Origin of the sequence: Pseudomonas paeninsulae, from assembly GCF_035621475.1 — a bacterium.
In the GTDB taxonomy this organism is placed as follows: domain Bacteria; phylum Pseudomonadota; class Gammaproteobacteria; order Pseudomonadales; family Pseudomonadaceae; genus Aquipseudomonas; species Aquipseudomonas paeninsulae.
This window is the reverse complement of the sequence record NZ_CP141799.1, coordinates 508720-524933: the sequence shown is the minus strand read 5'-3', so window position 1 is coordinate 524933 and position 16214 is coordinate 508720. Positions and strand designations below refer to the sequence as shown.

13 protein-coding genes and 1 pseudogene are annotated in these 16214 nt (G+C 64.3%); 1 reads left to right on the top strand and 13 read right to left on the bottom strand.

Annotation, left to right across the window (positions count from 1 at the left end; translation table 11 throughout):
- Window positions 1-66 precede the first annotated feature (66 nt).
- From VCJ09_RS02255 to VCJ09_RS02210, 10 genes and pseudogenes are all read right to left on the bottom strand, one after another.
- Window positions 67-916 (bottom strand): annotated as a pseudogene (locus VCJ09_RS02255) (phosphoglycolate phosphatase).
- Window positions 913-1587 (bottom strand): ribulose-phosphate 3-epimerase, encoded by a 675-nt coding sequence (gene rpe / locus VCJ09_RS02250; RefSeq protein ID WP_079204487.1) that lies wholly within the window; start codon window positions 1585-1587, stop codon window positions 913-915. The pseudogene VCJ09_RS02255 and the gene rpe overlap by 4 nt, the downstream one beginning before the upstream one ends.
- Window positions 1588-1722: 135 nt before the next feature.
- Complete coding sequence (gabT, locus tag VCJ09_RS02245; protein WP_324732981.1) at window positions 1723-3003, bottom strand: 4-aminobutyrate--2-oxoglutarate transaminase; 1281 nt, start codon at window positions 3001-3003, stop codon at window positions 1723-1725.
- A 252-nt stretch (window positions 3004-3255) separates the two neighbouring features.
- Entirely contained in the window at window positions 3256-4713 is a 1458-nt protein-coding gene (gabD, locus tag VCJ09_RS02240; protein ID WP_324732980.1) for an NADP-dependent succinate-semialdehyde dehydrogenase, read from the bottom strand.
- 25 nt (window positions 4714-4738) lie between these two features.
- Window positions 4739-5566 (bottom strand): ABC transporter permease, encoded by an 828-nt coding sequence (locus VCJ09_RS02235; RefSeq protein WP_079204484.1) that lies wholly within the window; start codon window positions 5564-5566, stop codon window positions 4739-4741.
- Window positions 5567-5579: 13 nt separating this feature from the next.
- Complete coding sequence (locus tag VCJ09_RS02230) at window positions 5580-6827, bottom strand: ABC transporter permease (RefSeq protein ID WP_324732979.1); 1248 nt, start codon at window positions 6825-6827, stop codon at window positions 5580-5582.
- A 70-nt stretch (window positions 6828-6897) separates the two neighbouring features.
- On the bottom strand, window positions 6898-7932 hold the full coding sequence (locus VCJ09_RS02225) for an ABC transporter substrate-binding protein (protein ID WP_324732978.1): 1035 nt from the start codon (window positions 7930-7932) through the stop codon (window positions 6898-6900).
- A gap of 43 nt (window positions 7933-7975) precedes the next feature.
- On the bottom strand, window positions 7976-9088 hold the full coding sequence (locus VCJ09_RS02220; RefSeq protein ID WP_079204481.1) for an ABC transporter ATP-binding protein: 1113 nt from the start codon (window positions 9086-9088) through the stop codon (window positions 7976-7978).
- Window positions 9089-9371: 283 nt separating this feature from the next.
- The gene (locus tag VCJ09_RS02215) at window positions 9372-9989 is read right to left on the bottom strand and encodes a response regulator (protein WP_177345296.1); all 618 of its coding nucleotides are present in this window, start codon (window positions 9987-9989) and stop codon (window positions 9372-9374) included.
- Window positions 9990-9997: 8 nt separating this feature from the next.
- Window positions 9998-12406, bottom strand: a complete 2409-nt coding sequence (locus VCJ09_RS02210; protein ID WP_324732977.1) for a PAS domain-containing sensor histidine kinase — start codon at window positions 12404-12406, stop codon at window positions 9998-10000.
- 211 nt (window positions 12407-12617) lie between these two features.
- Between VCJ09_RS02210 and VCJ09_RS02205 the strand changes: the two genes are divergently transcribed.
- Window positions 12618-13628, top strand: a complete 1011-nt coding sequence (locus VCJ09_RS02205) for an alpha/beta hydrolase family protein (protein ID WP_324732976.1) — start codon at window positions 12618-12620, stop codon at window positions 13626-13628.
- An 8-nt stretch (window positions 13629-13636) separates the two neighbouring features.
- Here the strand turns inward: VCJ09_RS02205 and VCJ09_RS02200 are convergent, their stop codons facing one another.
- Genes VCJ09_RS02200 through VCJ09_RS02190 form a run of 3 tightly spaced genes read right to left on the bottom strand, consistent with a single transcriptional unit; the run spans window position 13637 to window position 16090 of the window.
- Window positions 13637-14395, bottom strand: coding sequence for a TerB family tellurite resistance protein (locus VCJ09_RS02200; protein ID WP_324734576.1), 759 nt, complete (start codon window positions 14393-14395; stop codon window positions 13637-13639).
- Window position 14396: 1 nt separating this feature from the next.
- Window positions 14397-15068, bottom strand: coding sequence for an N-acetylmuramate alpha-1-phosphate uridylyltransferase MurU (gene murU, locus VCJ09_RS02195; protein ID WP_324732975.1), 672 nt, complete (start codon window positions 15066-15068; stop codon window positions 14397-14399).
- Window positions 15065-16090, bottom strand: coding sequence for an aminoglycoside phosphotransferase family protein (locus VCJ09_RS02190; RefSeq protein ID WP_324732974.1), 1026 nt, complete (start codon window positions 16088-16090; stop codon window positions 15065-15067). The genes murU and VCJ09_RS02190 overlap by 4 nt, the downstream gene beginning before the upstream one ends.
- Window positions 16091-16214: the final 124 nt, after the last annotated feature.

Here is a 16214-nt window from a genome sequence, read left to right as displayed (position 1 = left end):
TCAGCCTCGTGGCTTGAGGGTAAATCGGTCGTGTGCAAACGCGCCGCTTAAGCGGCCAAGATCAGGTCAGAGGCGCCAGCGCCAACGGGCCAGGGCCTTGATGATTTTCATACCGGTTCTTGCGGACCAGCGCGTGCAGGTAACCACCACGGAGCTCTCTTAGGCAGGAGTAAAGACTGGCAACACTAGCGCAGCCGCCAGACCTAAGCAACTCGCCCCGCGCGGCTTAGCCGGCAACCAGCAGCTGGCGCAAATCATCCAGCACCCGCAGCGGGCCCTCTTCGGCGATCGGGCGACCGTGGTTGTAGCCGTAACTCAGCGCTACGCAAGGCACACCGGCAGCCTTGGCCGCCAGCACGTCATTGCGCGAATCGCCGATAAACAGCGCCTGCTGCGCCTCGACTCGCGCCAGTTGCAGTACATGCAGCAAGGCCGCCGGGTCAGGCTTCTGCTGGGGCAGGGTGTCGCCGCCGATGATCCAGCGGAAATAACTGCCCAGGCCCTTGTCATCCAGCAGCGGCGCGACGAAGCGCTCCGGTTTGTTGGTGATAACTGCCATCTCGACCTGTTGTGCACGGAGCCAGTCGAGGGTTTCCCGTACGCCCGGATAAGTCCGGGTCAAGGTGTGGCCCTCGGCATAGGCCTGCATGAACAGTTCGAGCGCCTGCTCGGCGTAGCCATCGTCGATATGTTCGTGTTGCAGGCCACCGGCCAGGGCGCGGCGCACCAGCACCCGCGCACCATTGCCGACCCAGTCGCGCACCTGCTCGACTCCGGCCGCCGGCTGTCCGAGCTGGAGCAGGCTCTTGTCCACCGCAGCCGCCAGATCCGGCACCGAATCGACCAGGGTGCCGTCCAGGTCGAACATCACCAGGCGAGGCAACTCGCCTTGAAACAGCTTATGCAGTGCGGTCACCCGCGCACCTGGGCCAGCTCGGCACGCATGGCATCAATCACGCTTTTATAGTCCGGCTGGCTGAAGATCGCCGAGCCGGCAACGAAGGTGTCCGCACCGGCAGTGGCGATTTCGCGGATGTTCTGCAGATTGACCCCGCCGTCGATCTCCAGGCGGATCTCGCGACCGCTGGCATCGATCAGCGCGCGCGCCTCGCGCAGTTTGTCGAGGGTGCCGGGGATGAACTTCTGCCCGCCGAAGCCCGGGTTGACGCTCATCAGCAGAATCATGTCGACTTTGTCCAGCACGTGCTTGAGCACGTCCAGCGGGGTAGCCGGGTTGAACACCAGGCCGGCCTTGCAACCGCCGGCCTTTATCAGCTGCAGGGAACGGTCGACATGCTCGCTGGCTTCCGGGTGGAAGGTGATATAGCTGGCGCCGGCTTCGATGAAGTCGCCAATGATGCGGTCCACCGGCTTGACCATCAGGTGTGCGTCGATCGGCGCGGTGATACCGTACTTGCGCAGCGCCGCGCAGACCATCGGGCCAATGGTCAGGTTGGGCACATAGTGGTTATCCATCACATCGAAGTGCACGATGTCGGCACCCGCGGCGAGCACCTTGTCCACTTCCTCGCCCAGGCGGGCGAAATCGGCAGAGAGGATCGACGGGGCGATGGCGAAGGGTTGCATAGCGCACCTCAGTGGCATTCACGAAAGTGGCGCATTGTACCCGAGCGAATCGCGACCTGCCGCTAGGACGATAGTCGGCCGCCACCACGCAAAAGACCCGCCGAGGCGGGTCTTGTTTATCACGCTAACGCTCGATCAAGCCAGTTCGTCGAAGCACTCGTTGATGATCGCCAGGCCCTTGTCCAGCAGGACGTCTTCGGCGGTCAGCGGCACCAGCACCCGCAGTACGTTGCCGTAGGTGCCGCAGGACAGCAGGATCAGCCCCTTGTCGCGCGCCTTGGCGACAATCTGGCCAGTCAGGGCGGCATTCGGCTTGTGCAGATCGCCGTCCTCGCACAGTTCCATGGCGATCATCGCACCGAGGGCGCGCACCTCGCCAATGCTCTTGTGCTTGGCCTGGATGGCTTTAAGGCCAGTGACCAGGCGCTCGCCGACTGCCTGGCAGCGCTCCAGCAGGTGCTCTTCCTCGAACACCTGCATCACCGCCAGTGCCGCGGCGCAGGCAATCGGGCTACCGGCGTAGGTGCCGCCCAGGCCACCCGGGGCGATGGCATCCATGTATTCGGCCTTGCCGCACACGCCCGCCACCGGGAAGCCGCCGGCGATGGATTTGGCGAAGGTGGTCAGGTCGGCGGCTACGCCCATCTGTTCCATGGCGAAGAAGGTGCCGGTACGCCCGGCGCCGGTCTGCACTTCGTCGGCGATCAGCAGAATGCCGTGCTGGTCGCAGAGGGCGCGCAGGCGCTGCATGAAGTCTTTCGGCGCAATATAGAAGCCGCCCTCGCCCTGCACCGGTTCGATGATGATCGCGGCGATATCGCGCGGTTCGGCGTCGTTCTTGAAGATGCGCTCGATGCTGGCGATGGCGTCATCCGTGCTGACTCCGTGCAGCTCGCACGGGTACTGGGCGCGGAACACGCCGCCGGGCATCAGGCCCATGCCGGCCGAGTAAGGCGCGACCTTGCCGGTCAGCGAGAGGGTCATCATGGTGCGACCGTGGTAAGCGCCGGTGAAGGCGATCACCCCGGCACGGCCGGTGGCGGCGCGAGCGATCTTCACCGCGTTCTCCACCGCTTCGGAGCCGGTGGTCACCAGCAGGGTCTTCTTGGCAAAGTCGCCCGGCACCTTGGCGTTGATCTTCTCGCACAGCTCGACGTAGGGCTCGTAGGCCAGCACCTGGAAGCAGGTGTGGGTCAGCTTGGTCAGCTGCTGCTGCACCGCGGCGATGACTTTCGGGTGCAGGTGGCCGGTGTTGAGCACCGCGATGCCGCCGGCGAAGTCGATAAACTCGCGGCCTTCGACGTCGATGACCGTGGCGTTTTCTGCGCGGTCGGCGAAGATCGGGTGGATCTGGCCTACGCCACGGGGGACGGCGGCGGTGCGGCGTTGCATCAGGGATTCGTTGGTCTTGCTCATAATGTCCTCATTCGCCGCTCATCGGTCGGCGTGGTTCAGACCGGGTAAGCGCGGCAGCAGCATACGATGATCGACTGCTACAGCCCTCCCGGCCACGGGGAAATAATTCGTTTGCCTGACCGATACATCACTCTCACGGAGCGTAGCGAGCGCAGGTCAGGCGAGGCCGGGAAAAAGCACAGTTGGCTGTTGCCAATGAGCATTTTTCCCGGCCTCGCCAACGCAGCATCACCGAAGCGCAGTAGCGACTGACTAGATGCCCAGGCAGAGGTATTTGATTTCCAGGTATTCGTCGAGGCCATATTTAGAGCCTTCACGGCCCAGGCCCGAAGACTTCATGCCGCCGAACGGCGCCACTTCGGTGGAGATCACCCCGGTGTTGATGCCAACCATGCCGTACTCCAGGGCCTCGGCCACGCGGAACACCCGGCCCAGGTCGCGGGCGTAGAAGTAGGCGGCCAGGCCGAATTCGGTGTCGTTGGCCTGACGGATCACCTCGGCCTCGTCGCTGAAGCGGAACAGCGGCGCCAGCGGACCGAAGGTTTCCTCGCGCGCCACCGCCATCTCGGCGGTCACGCCACTGACGATGGTTGGCTCGAAGAAGTTGCCGCCCAGGCGGTTGCCGCCGGCGACCAGGGTGGCGCCCTTTTCCAGGGCATCGGCCAGGTGACGCTCGACCTTGGCTACCGCCTCGGCGTTGATCAGCGGCCCGGTGGTGATGCCCTCAAGCATGCCGTCGCCGACCTTGAGCTTGGCAACTGCCGCCTGCAATTTAGTGGCGAAGGCATCAAAGACGCTGTCCTGCACATACAGGCGGTTGGCGCAGACGCAGGTCTGCCCGGCGTTACGGTACTTGGAGATGATCGCGCCCTCGACTGCCGCATCCAGGTCGGCGTCGTCGAAGACGATAAAGGGGGCGTTGCCGCCCAGTTCCAGCGACAACTTCTTCAGGGTCGGCGCGCACTGCTGCATCAGCTTGATGCCGACTGCGGTCGAACCGGTGAACGACAGCTTGCGCACGATGGGGTTCGCGCACAGCTCGGCGCCGACTTCACGGGAGCTGGCGACATCCGCCGGGATCACGCTGAGCAAGCCGCCAGGAATACCCGCGCGCTCGGCCAGAGCGGCCAGGGCCAGGGCCGAGAACGGCGTCTGCGGCGCCGGCTTGAGCACCATGGCGCAACCTACCGCCAGAGCCGGGCCGGCCTTGCGGGTGATCATGGCGCTGGGGAAGTTCCACGGCGTAATGGCGGCGGTGACGCCCACTGGCTCCTTCTGTACCAGGATGCGCTTGTCGGTAGCATGGGCGGGGATCACATCGCCGTACGCGCGCTTGGCTTCCTCGGCGAACCACTCGATAAAGGAAGCGGCGTAGGCGATCTCGCCACGAGCCTCGGCCAGGGGCTTGCCCTGTTCGGCGGTCATGATCCGCGCCAGGTCTTCCTGGTTGGCCATGATCAGGCTGAACCACTGACGCAGACGATTGGCGCGTTCCTTGGCGGTCAGCGCCCGCCAGGCCGGCTGGGCGGCTTGCGCGGCCTCGATGGCGCGACGGGTTTCGTCACGGCCCATATTGGGCACGCTGCCGATCTTTTCAGCATTGGCCGGATTGAAAATATCGGTACGCGCGCCGCTGTCGGCTTCGCACCACTGGCCGTTCACATAGGCCTGCTGACGCAGCAGGCTGGGGTCCTTCAACTCAAGGCTCATGCGGGTTCTCTTGTGTTCGTGGCGATCAGGTGGGTTGCTCGGTACGCAGTTTCTCGCTGCGCCCGCGCAGCCATTCCAGGGTCAGCAACAGCAGGATGGAAAAGCCGATCAGCAGGGTCGCGGCGGCGGCGATGGTCGGGCTGAGGTTTTCGCGGATACCGGCGAACATCTGCCGCGGCAGGGTGACTTGCTCCGGGCCGGCGAGGAACAGGGCCACCACCACTTCGTCGAACGAGGTGGCAAAGGCGAACAGCGCGCCGGAAATCATCCCCGGGGCGATCAGCGGCAAGGTCACCCGGCGGAACGCGGTGAGCGGTGAAGCACCGAGACTGGCGGCGGCACGCACCAGGTTGTAGTTGAAGCCCTGCAGGGTCGCCGACACGGTGATGATCACGAACGGCACGCCGAGCACCGCGTGCACCACAATCAGCGAGATATAGCTGTTACCCAAGCCCAGCGGGGCGAGGAACAGATAGCTGGCCACGCCGACAATCACTACGGGCACCACCATGGGCGAGATCAACAGGCTCATGACCAGGGCTTTGCCGCGGAACTCACCACGGGTCAAACCAATCGCTGCCAGCGTGCCCAACACCATGGCAATCACGGTGGCCGCAGGGGCAATGATCAAGCTGTTTTTCAGGGCGCGCATCCATCCAGCAGACTCGAAAAAGTCCTGATACCACTGCAAGGAAAAGCCCTGCAGCGGGTAGATCAGGAAACTGCCGGAGTTGAATGACAGCGGAATGATCACCAGCACCGGCAGGATCAGAAACAGCAGTACCAGTGCGCAGATGCTGCGCAGGGTGTAATGCCAGACGCGTTCGATCGGCGACATATAAGGGCTTAACATCTCGACTCTCTCCTTAACTCAAGCGCAGGCGACTTGCGCCTACCAGCCAGCTGTACACCACGTAGAGGATCAGGGTGGCGAGCAGCAGTAGACCGCCCAGTGCCGTGGCCATCCCCCAGTTGATGCTGACGTTGGTGTAGAAGGCCACGAAGTAGCTGACCATCTGATCGCTCGGGCTGCCGAGTAGCGCCGGGGTGATGTAGTAGCCGATGGACAGGATGAACACCAGCAAGCACCCGGCGCTGACACCGGCCAGGGTCTGCGGGAAATACACCCGCCAGAAGCTGGCGAACGGATGACAACCGAGTGAGATGGCGGCGCGCATATAGGTCGGCGAGATGCCTTTCATCACGCTGTAAATCGGCAGGATCATGAACGGCAACATGATATGCACCATGGAGATGTAAACCCCGGCGCGGTTGAACACCAGCTGCAGGGGCTTATCGATGATGCCCATGCTGAGCAATGCCCCATTGATCAAGCCGGATGATTGCAGCAACACGATCCAGGCGGCCACACGCACCAGAATGGAGGTCCAGAACGGTAACAGCACCAGAATCATCAGCAAGTTGCTCTGCCGGGTTGGCAGGTTGGCCAGCAGGTAGGCCAAAGGATAGGCCAGCAGCAGGCAAATAGCCGTGATCACCAAGCCCATCCAGAAGGTACGGGCAAAGATTTCCAGGTAGATCGCCTGGTCCGGCGAGGCGGGCGCCAGTTCTCCGAGATCGTCGATGCGATGATCCAGGGCCGCCAGCAGGTAATAGGGACTGTGACTGCTGGTATTGCGACGGATCACCTGCCAATAGGCCGGATCGCCCCAGCGTTCATCCATGTTCTCCAGCGCCTCTTTATAGGACGCCGGCTCGCTCTTGAATGGCAAGGCGCGGGCGGTTTTCATCATCAGGCTGCGATAGCCGGCCTGCTCCATATTCATGCGTTTGGACAGGTCACCAATGGTCTTGTTTTTGCGTGCCTCGGCCAGGTCCAGGCTGATCGCCTGATAGACCGGCTCAGCGGGCAGCGCCTTGCCGTCCCAGTCGGCGATAGCCTCGACGGTGCGCGGCATGGTCTCCACAACCTCGGGATTGCTCACGCTCTTGTAGAGCAGCGCGGCAATCGGCACCAGGAAAACCAGCACGAGAAACAGTACTAGCGGTGCAATCAGCGCCTGAGCTTTCAGGCGATTGACCCGTTCAGCACGCGCCAGGCGTTTCTTCAGGGAGGGGCCGGCGACCTCGGTCAGGGGCACTGCAATGGCCATAGCGAACTCCGAAATTCAGGGGGGAACGCCCCTCGCCGCTACAGGGAGAGGGGCTCTACCGGAATGATGCTTAGTTGCGCGCGGCCCACGCGTTGAAGCGCTGCTCCAGTTGCTCGCCGTAGTCAGCCCAGAAGGTGACGTCGATGGCCACCTGGTTGGCGATGTTTGCCGGCGCGGTCGGCATGTCTTTCAGTCGCGTAGAGTCGAGCAATGCCAGCGCCTGCTTGTTGGCCGGGCCGTAGGCAATATTTTCCGCGAAGGCTTGCTGCTGCTTGGGCTGCAAGCTGAACACGGCGAATTTTTGCGCCGCGTCCAGGTCCTTGGCACCTTTGGGAATGGCCCAGCTATCGAAGTCATAGATGCCACCGTCCCACACCACCTTCAGGTTGCTTTCGTCCTGAACTGCGGCGATCCGGCCGTTGTAGGCCGAACTCATGACTACGTCGCCGGAGGCGAGGAACTGTGGCGGTTGGGCACCGGCCTCCCACCACTGGATGCTCGGCTTGATCTGGTCGAGCTTGGCGAACGCGCGATCCTGGCCTTCTTTGGTCGCCAGCACGCCGTAGACATCCTTCGGTGCAACGCCGTCGGCCATCAGGGCGAATTCCAGGGTGTATTTGGCGCCCTTGCGCAGGCCGCGCTTGCCTGGGAATTTCTCGGTATCCCAGAAGTCGGCCCAGCCGCTCGGCGCGGTGCTCAGTTTGTCGGCGTTGTAGGCCAGTACCGTGGACCAGACGAAGAAGCCAACGCCACAGGGCTGGATTGCGCCGGGGATAAAGTCGTCGGCGCTGCCGAACTGAGCCGGGTCGAGTTCCTCGAACAGGCCTTCGTCACAGCCGCGCGACAGCTCCGGCGACTCCACTTCCACCAGGTTCCAGGACACGCTATTGGTGTCGACCATGGCCTTCACCTTGGCCATCTCACCGTTGTAGTCACCGGAGATGATTTTGTCGCCCGAGCTCTTTTCCCAGGGCTGATAGAAGGCCTTGATCTGCGCCTGCTTGTTGGCGCCGCCGAAGGCAATCACCGTCAGGTCGGCGGCCATCGCCGAGGCCGTGCAGGTCACTGCCAATGCAAGGGCGGTGAGAGAGAGAATCTTGGTCATTGTTGTTTTCTCCACTGTGCTGGTTTGGGATTACGCGTAAGGATCAGTGAGCCCCTGACAACGGGTCGAGCGCGCGCACGTGCTCAACCTGCCAACCGATGGGCACGACATCGCCGACTGCCAGGGCAGAGTCGAGTTCGGCAATCGGTTGTTTAACGAAAAAGTCGCTCTTGCCACAGACTTCCAGGCGCACCCGGACGTGGTCGCCGAGGTAGATAAACTCCGCTACACGACCCGAGAATCGATTGCGGCAGGTTTCGCTGGCACCGTTCAAGCGCACGCGTTCAGGACGGATCGACAGGGTTACCGGCGCGCCTTGCTGGCCGACATTGATCGCCAGCGCCTCGACCTGTTCGCCGCGCTCCAGGCTGACTACGCAGCGATCGCCATCCTGGCTGACCAGTCGACCATTGAGGCGGTTGTTCTCACCGATGAAATTGGCGACGAAGGTGTTATGCGGCTCTTCATAGAGGCTGCGCGGGTCGGCGATCTGCTGAATCTGGCCCTCATGGAACACCGCCACCCGATCGGACATGGTCAGCGCCTCGCCCTGATCGTGGGTCACATAGACCACGGTCACACCCAGGCGTTGATGCAGGTGTTTGATCTCCATCTGCATGTGCTCACGCAACTGCTTGTCCAGGGCGCCCAGGGGTTCATCCATCAGCACCAGCTGCGGTTCGAACACCAGTGCGCGGGCCAGGGCAACGCGCTGCTGCTGGCCGCCGGACAGCTGGCCGGGATAGCGATTGCGGAAATCGTCCAGCTGCACCATGGACAGCGCGCGCTTGACCCGCTCCTTGGTGTCGGTGCGCGACATACCGCGTACGGACAAGGGGAAGGCCAGATTCTCGGCCACTGTCATGTGCGGGAACAGGGCGTAGTTCTGGAACACCATGCCGATATCACGCTTGTGCGGCGGCAGCCGGTTTAGCGAGCGGCCATCGAGGAAGATTTCGCCGGCGGTCGGGGTCTCGAAACCGGCCAGCATCATCAGGCTGGTGGTCTTACCCGAACCCGAAGGCCCGAGCAGGGTGAGGAACTCACCCTTGCGGATATCCAGATTGAGATCTTTGACGATCAACAGTTCGCCGTCGTAGCTCTTCTGCACACCGCGAAAGCTCACCAACACATCGTTTGCCTGAGACTCGGACATCACCGCACCCTTTGTTGTTGTCTGTACGTCGTTGGATACAGACTAGGCGCAGCGCAGTACTGAAAAAATCGGGCAGGATGACGACCTGGCATCAGATCAACGGAGAGTTTCGTGTAGGCATTGCCCTACAAAAACCGAGGGTACCCGCCAGGCAGCGGGCGCTCGGCGTGCCGGCGCAGCGGTGGCGAAAATATCCAGCGCCGTCGCCAGGCCGCCTCCAGGCGCAATGCCGCCGCGAGCACTTGGAGCGTGGCGCAGTCGGCGAGCGTGTGTTCAAGACCTCTCACACCAGGCGATGCTCCAAGGCATAGCGCACCAGGTCGGCCATCGAGTGCACCCCGAGCTTCTGCATCAGACGCGCCTTGTGGGTGCTCACGGTCTTGTTGCTGATCGCCAGATGCAGGGCGATGTCGTTGACCCCTTCACCACGTGCCAAGCGCTCGAACACCGAGAATTCACGCTCGGAGAGCTGGGCATGGGGCGGTCGCGAATCGGTCAGGCCGACCTCGAAGACCATGCGATCGGCCAGATCGGGATCGATGTAACGGCCACCACCGGCCACCTTGCGGATGGCCGTGATTAGCAGGGCCGGGTCGCTGTCCTTGGTCGCATAACCGGCCGCGCCGACCTTGAGCGCGCGGGCAGCCATCTGCGTTTCGTTGTGCATCGACAGCACCAGGATCGCCGGTCCATTGGCCAGTGCGCGAATCCGCGGAATCGCCTCCAGACCATTGACCCCAGGCATGCTGATATCCAGCAGCACCACGTCGCAGGCAGTCTTGCGCAGGCACTCGAGCAACTGCTCGCCATTGCCGGCCTCGCCCACCACCTCGAGGTCGAGGGCCATGCCGATCAACTGCTTGATGCCTTCACGCACGATGGCGTGGTCTTCAGCCACCATTACTCGAATCACGCCACTGCCTCCTCGGCCACTGCCACGCGTGCGCACAGCGTAGTCCCCTCGCCGGGCTGGCTGTCAATCTGCAACTGGCCGCCGAGCATCAATACCCGCTCCTGCATGCCGACCAGGCCGAACGACTGCCCCGGCTTGCGCTGCTCGGGCGCGAAGCCTTTGCCGTCGTCGCTGACGCACAGGCATAGCTCGCCGTCCTCCAGACGCAGGCTCACCTGCACGCTGTGCGCGCCGGCGTGGCGCATGATGTTGGTCAGCGCCTCCTGCAGAATGCGAAACAGGCCGATGGCCTTGGCATCGCTGAGCTTCGGCAGGTTCTCCGGCACCTCGACCATGCACGGGATCTGGGTGCGCGCCTCGAAGCGACGGACCTGCCACTCGATGGCCGAGGCGATGCCGGCATCGAGAATGGGCGGACGCAGCGCGGTGGCCACATCGCGCACCAGCTGAAACAGCTGGGCGATCAGGCGCTTCATGTTCTGCAGGCGCCGATCCAGCTCTGGCAACTGGCCGGAGCAGACCAATTCGCACATGGCGGTTTCCAACTTGAGCACGGTGAGCACCTGGCCCAGCTCGTCGTGCACCTCGCGGGCGATGCGCGCCTTCTCCTCCTCGCGCACGCTCTCCAGATGCGCCGACAGCTCACGCAGGTGCGCCCGCGATTCGCCCAGCGCCAGCTCTACCTGCTTGTTCTCGGTGATGTCCCAGACGATCCCATCCCACACCACCCGGCCCTCGTCCAGGCGGCGCGCGGTGGCCTTGATATCGGCCCAGCGCAGCTGTCCGGCGCGGGTGAGAATTCGTCCCTGCCACTGCCAGTCGCTGTCGCCGGCCAGGGCCGCGCCCTGGGTGCGCCGGTAGCTGGCTTGGTCGTCGGGGTGCACCAGGCTGCGAATCCCGCGGTCGGCGCGCTGCAACTCGACGGCCGGATAACCGACCAGCTCGGCACTGGCTTCGCTGATGTAAGCGAACACCACCGCTTGCTCGACGGCGGCACGCTCCAGGCGAAACACCAGGCCGGGTACATTGCCGGCGATGCCCTTGAGCCGCGCATCGCTCTCCTGCAGGGCAGCGCGGGCGCGGCGCCGCTCGGTCACATCGGCGAGGAACACCACCAGGTATTCCGCCCGGTCGAAACGCAGGAAACTCAACGACACGTCCACCGGCAAGCCGCTGCCATCGGCGCGCAGGCACTCGACCTCGAAACCCGGCAAGGCCTCGTCGCTGCTGCGCGCCAGCTTCCACAGGCTCAACCAGCGATCCATATTCAGGCTCGGTTCCAGGGCTTGTAACGGCCGTTCCACCAGCGCCCCGCTGGCATAGCCGAGCATGTCCTCGGCGGCGCGGTTGGCATAACGCACATGGCTGTCCCAATTGACCCAGAGAATGCCCACGGTGCTGTGGTCGATGGAGAACTGGCTGAGGCGCAGGGCCTGCTCGGCCACCTCGCGCTGACTCAATTCCTGGCGCACACCGAGCAGCCGCCGCTCCAGATCGCGGCGCTGTTGGCGCAGGTGCAGGACGACGGCCGCGGCGCTGAGCAAGGCCAACAGCAGGAGCAGCGCGAGACCCCGCCAGAAAGCCAGGGATTCGCCAATCTGCGGGTATTTCAACGGCAGCCAGCGCTCACGCAGGTGCTCGATCTCGCGTCCGGGCATGGCCTCCAGGGTCCGCTCGAGGATTTTCGCCAGCAGCGGTTCGTCGCGCCGACTGGCGATGCGCAGCAACTGCGGCAATCCGATATCGCCGACGATGCTCAGGGCGGCGAACTGCGGCTCGCGCAGCAGCAGACTGAGCCGCGCCTCGTCGACCACCGCGTAGCTGACCTCCTGGCGCAACACGCGCAACAAGCCCACGCGCTCCGAGCTCACCGCCTGCAGCCGCAGGTTGTTGTGGGTCTTGTACAGGTACTCGAACACCGGGCTTGGCTCGCGCACCGCGACCAGCTCATCGTAGCCAAGGCGGTCGAGGTCGACCGCACTGATGCCGCGCTGCGCACCCACCACCAGATGCGGGACCCGCATGTAGGGTACGGAATAGAGCCACAGGCGCAGGCCGTACGGGGTCTGTTGCAGCCCCGGCGCGAGGTCGACCTCGCCGCGGCGCAATGCGCTATCCAGCTCGTCCTGATCGGCGTAGCGCAACCACACCGGCTCGACGCCCATGCCCTGCAGCACGCGCGTCATCAACTCGACGTTAGCCCCGGAAAGCCGCTGTAGACGGCGGTCGTACAAGGCCCAGGGCGCTTGCATGAGCAGACCTACGCGCAGCTGCCGATGCTCCGCGAGCCAAGCCTGCTGCTCGCCCGTGAAGACTGGGCGCAGGGGCAGCACCGGGTTTTCAGCCCAGGCAAACAGCGGCCACACCAGTAGCAGAAAGAGGATGCGCGACCACATAGGACTCATTGCCCAAATTACGCTGCCAGGGCAGCGGGATAACATTGCGGGAGCGTGAGAATCTCGAGCACCGGCGCGAGGCAGTCGCCACTGGCGGGAGTCTTTTCACAAGGGCTCATACCTTACTCCAGTCCAGGTCTGGCTCGCCAAGGGATGACACTGACAAAACGCCGCACAAGCAGTAGGCTGAGTCGCTCATCATGCCACCCTGGAGCCGTCCATGCCCCGCGCCATCCGCCCCCTGCTGGCCGCCTTGAGCCTGAGCCTGACACTGCCGCTCGGCTCACCGTTGCAGGCCGCAGAGTCCAGCAGCATGGGCAAGGCCGGCGGCGAGCAGGGCGTAGCTGCTGAGCCGCCCGCCGCCGACCTGAGCCGCCCGCCACAGGCCGAACGCAGTGCGGATGCCGCCCGCGCACTGATCCGCCAGCTACCGGACCAGGAACAGCAGTTGCTGCACGCAGGGGATGAGTCCTTCCTGGCCCTGTGGCTACCGGCCAATGCAGCCGAGGCCCATGGCGTAGTGGTGCTGGTCGCGGGCGATGGCGAAAGCGCCGACTGGCCCAAAGTGCTTGGCCCGCTGCGCCGCAAGCTGCCGGATGCCGGCTGGCACAGCCTGACCCTGAGCCTGCCCGATCCGCAGGACGACCTACCACGAGCGCTCGCCAGCAAGGCCGCAAGCGCGGCCACAGCGTCCGCTGAGCCGCCGGTCGACGCTAACGCTGACGAGTCGCTGCCAGTCACCGACACCGCGCAACCCGACCCGAGCACCCAGGCTGAGCAGCCCCCGGAAGACGCCGGCGAACGTCACGCCCGACGCATCAAGCAGCGCATCGCCGCGGCACTGGAACTGGCCCGCCAGCAGCAGGCTAAACATATCGTCCTGCTCGGCAATGGCAGTGGCGGCTACTGGAGCCTGCGCTATCTCAGCGAAGAGCAACCCGCCGACGTGCGCGGCCTGCTGCTGGTGGACGTCAAGCCGGCAGCCGATGCCAGCCCCGGACTGGACGAACTGCAAGCCAGCCTCAAGCTGGCCACTGGCGATTTCTATTACAAGGACCTCCAAGTCGAGCGCAACGCGGCCAGCAAACGCGCCCAGGCCAGCAAACGCCAGGAGCACCCGGCCTATACCCAGGTCGCACTCAAGGCCCTGCCGGGCAACCCCGAGGTCGAACAGGAACAGCTGTACCGCCGCCTGCATGGCTGGCTTACGCTGCAACTGCCGGCAGGTTGAGCAGCCGGCTAGCGAAAACCGCGCTGCTGACGAACCAACCCGTAGGCCTGGTGCAGTTCACGGGTCTTTTCCGTGGCTTCGCGCAGCCGCTCAGGCGATACGCCGCTGCCGGCCAGCTTGTCCGGGTGGTTGCGACTCAACAGCCGCCGGTAAGCGCGTTTGATTTGCGCCGGCTCGCTATCGGCCGTCACCCCGAGCAGACGTAACGCCTGCTGATAGCTCCCGCCCGCGCCCGCCACCGAAGCTTGCTTCGGCGCATAGGCCGCGCTCAGCACTTGCTGGGTCGCCATCGACACGCCCAACCACTTGCCCCACAGCAGAATCAACTCGCGCTCGGTCTGGCTGAGCCGACCGTCCACCCAAGCCATGCGCCAGCACGCCCGCAACAAGGCTTCGGCCTGTGCGCGCTGGCGGCGCAAGGGGGCGCGCAGGCCATCGCGTCCGGTCTTGCCACGGGCGAAGGCCACGACCGCCCGCTGCTGGCCCGCAGCATCCAGGCCCAGGCGCTGTATCTCGGCCCGCGCCTGGAGGATATGCGCCTGCAGCACACGGCCATCGCACTTGGCCAGGCGACCGAGCAGGACAAACAGCAACGCCTCGTCCCCCGGGTACGGCTTGCCGCCCAGCCGCTCGCGCAACGCCGCCCAACTGTGCAACCGCAAGCGCCGATCCACGACCTGGCCGAGTAGCCCTCCGAGCAAGGCGCCGGGAATGCTGGCCAGGGCCAAGCCGCCAACGGCACCGAGCAGCGTCGCCGGCCAGAGCATCTCAGCGCCCCACGGCGAGCAAACGCTCGACTTCGGCCAAGCGTTCATGGGTGCCGACATCGACCCAGCGCCCGGCGAAGCGCTCGCCGCTAACCAACCCGTCTTCCATGGCGCGGCGCAGCAGAGGAGCCAGTTTGAATGCGCCTGGCTGGCAACCGGCAAACAATGCCGGGGCCAGCACGGCGATACCGCTGTAGGTCAAACTCGGCTGATCGGCGTGCGCCTCGCCGACTCGCTCGGCGCACAAGGCGAAATCGCCAGCGCGGTGATGCGCCGGATTATCCACCAGCACCAGATGAGCCAGCCCCGACAAGGGTCGACGCAGCTGGGCAAAGGGATAATCGGTAAAGATGTCGCCATTGACCAGCACGAAGGGCTGATCGCCCAGCAGCGGCAACGCGCGAAAAATTCCGCCGCCGGTTTCCAGCGGTTCGCCTTCGGCCGAATAGACGATGCTCAGGCCAAACTGCGCACCATCACCGAGGTAGTCTTCGATCTGCTGACCGAGCCAGGCGTGGTTGATCACCAGCTCGCGGAAACCAGCGGCAGCCAGAGCGCGCACGTGGTACTCGATCAAGGGTACGCCAGCGGCCTGCACCAGCGGCTTGGGCGTATGCAGGGTCAAGGGGCGCAGGCGTTCGCCCTTGCCGGCCGCCAGGATCATCGCCTTCATGCCGGCACCGCCGCGGCCTGCGGCAGACTGGCGAATAGCTCCGCCAGCTCGGCCAACTCCGGACGGCGCGCCAGCACGGCCTCTATATAAGCGAAGAAACGCGGTACATCGCCCAGGTACCGGGGCTTGCCATCACGGTGACAAATCCGCGCGAAGATGCCGATCACCTTGAGATGCCGCTGCACGCCCATCAGGTCGCTGGCGCGGAGAAACTCGTCCAGTTCGGCCTGCACCGCAATTCCCGCCGCCCTGGCCTGCTGCCAGTAACCCTCAAGCCATTCGCGCACCCGCGCCTCGGGCCAACTGAGAAAAGCATCCTTGAACAGGCAGGTAACGTCATAAGTCACCGGCCCGTAGACCGCATCCTGAAAATCCAGCACCCCGGGGTTCGGCGTACTGAACATCAGATTGCGCGGCATGTAATCGCGGTGTACCAGGACCTTGGGCTGCGCCAGGGCGCTGTCGATCAGCAGCGCGCAGATACGCTGCCAGGCGGCCTGTTGCGCCTCGCTCAGCTCGACGCCCAGATGACGCTGCACATACCACTCGGGAAATAGCTGCAGCTCGCGGCGCAGCAAGGCATCGTCATAACTGGGCAGCGGCGCATCCATCGGCAGGCGCTGGAAGGCCAACAAGGCCTGCAGCGCATCGTCGAACAGTTGATCGGCGTTCTGGGTATCGATCACCTCCAGGTAGGTCTGCCGCCCCAGATCGCTGAGCAGGAGAAATCCGCGCTCCAGGTCTTGCGCGAGGATCTGCGGCACATTGACCCCGGCCTCGGCCAGCCGCTCGGCGACCTTGACGAAGGGCCGGCAATCCTCCTGAGGTGGCGGCGCATCCATCAGGATCAGGCTGCGGCCATCGCCCTGCCAGCGGAAATATCGGCGGAAACTGGCGTCACTGCTGGCGGGGGTCAGCGTGCCAAGCGGCACGTCACCCCAACCGCGGGCGGCGAACAAGACCGGCAGTTGCTGATCGAGCCAATAATTGAGGAGCTGCAGACGTATATCTTCATCAGGCATTACAAGGGTCTCCGACGGCGCTAGCCGTTGCGCGGGTCATGCTTTATTATCCAGCATCTTTTTCAGCCCATCGAGAGGCGTGCGGCCCCTGGGCCTAATGCGCGCAGGAAGCCCGGAAAATAAG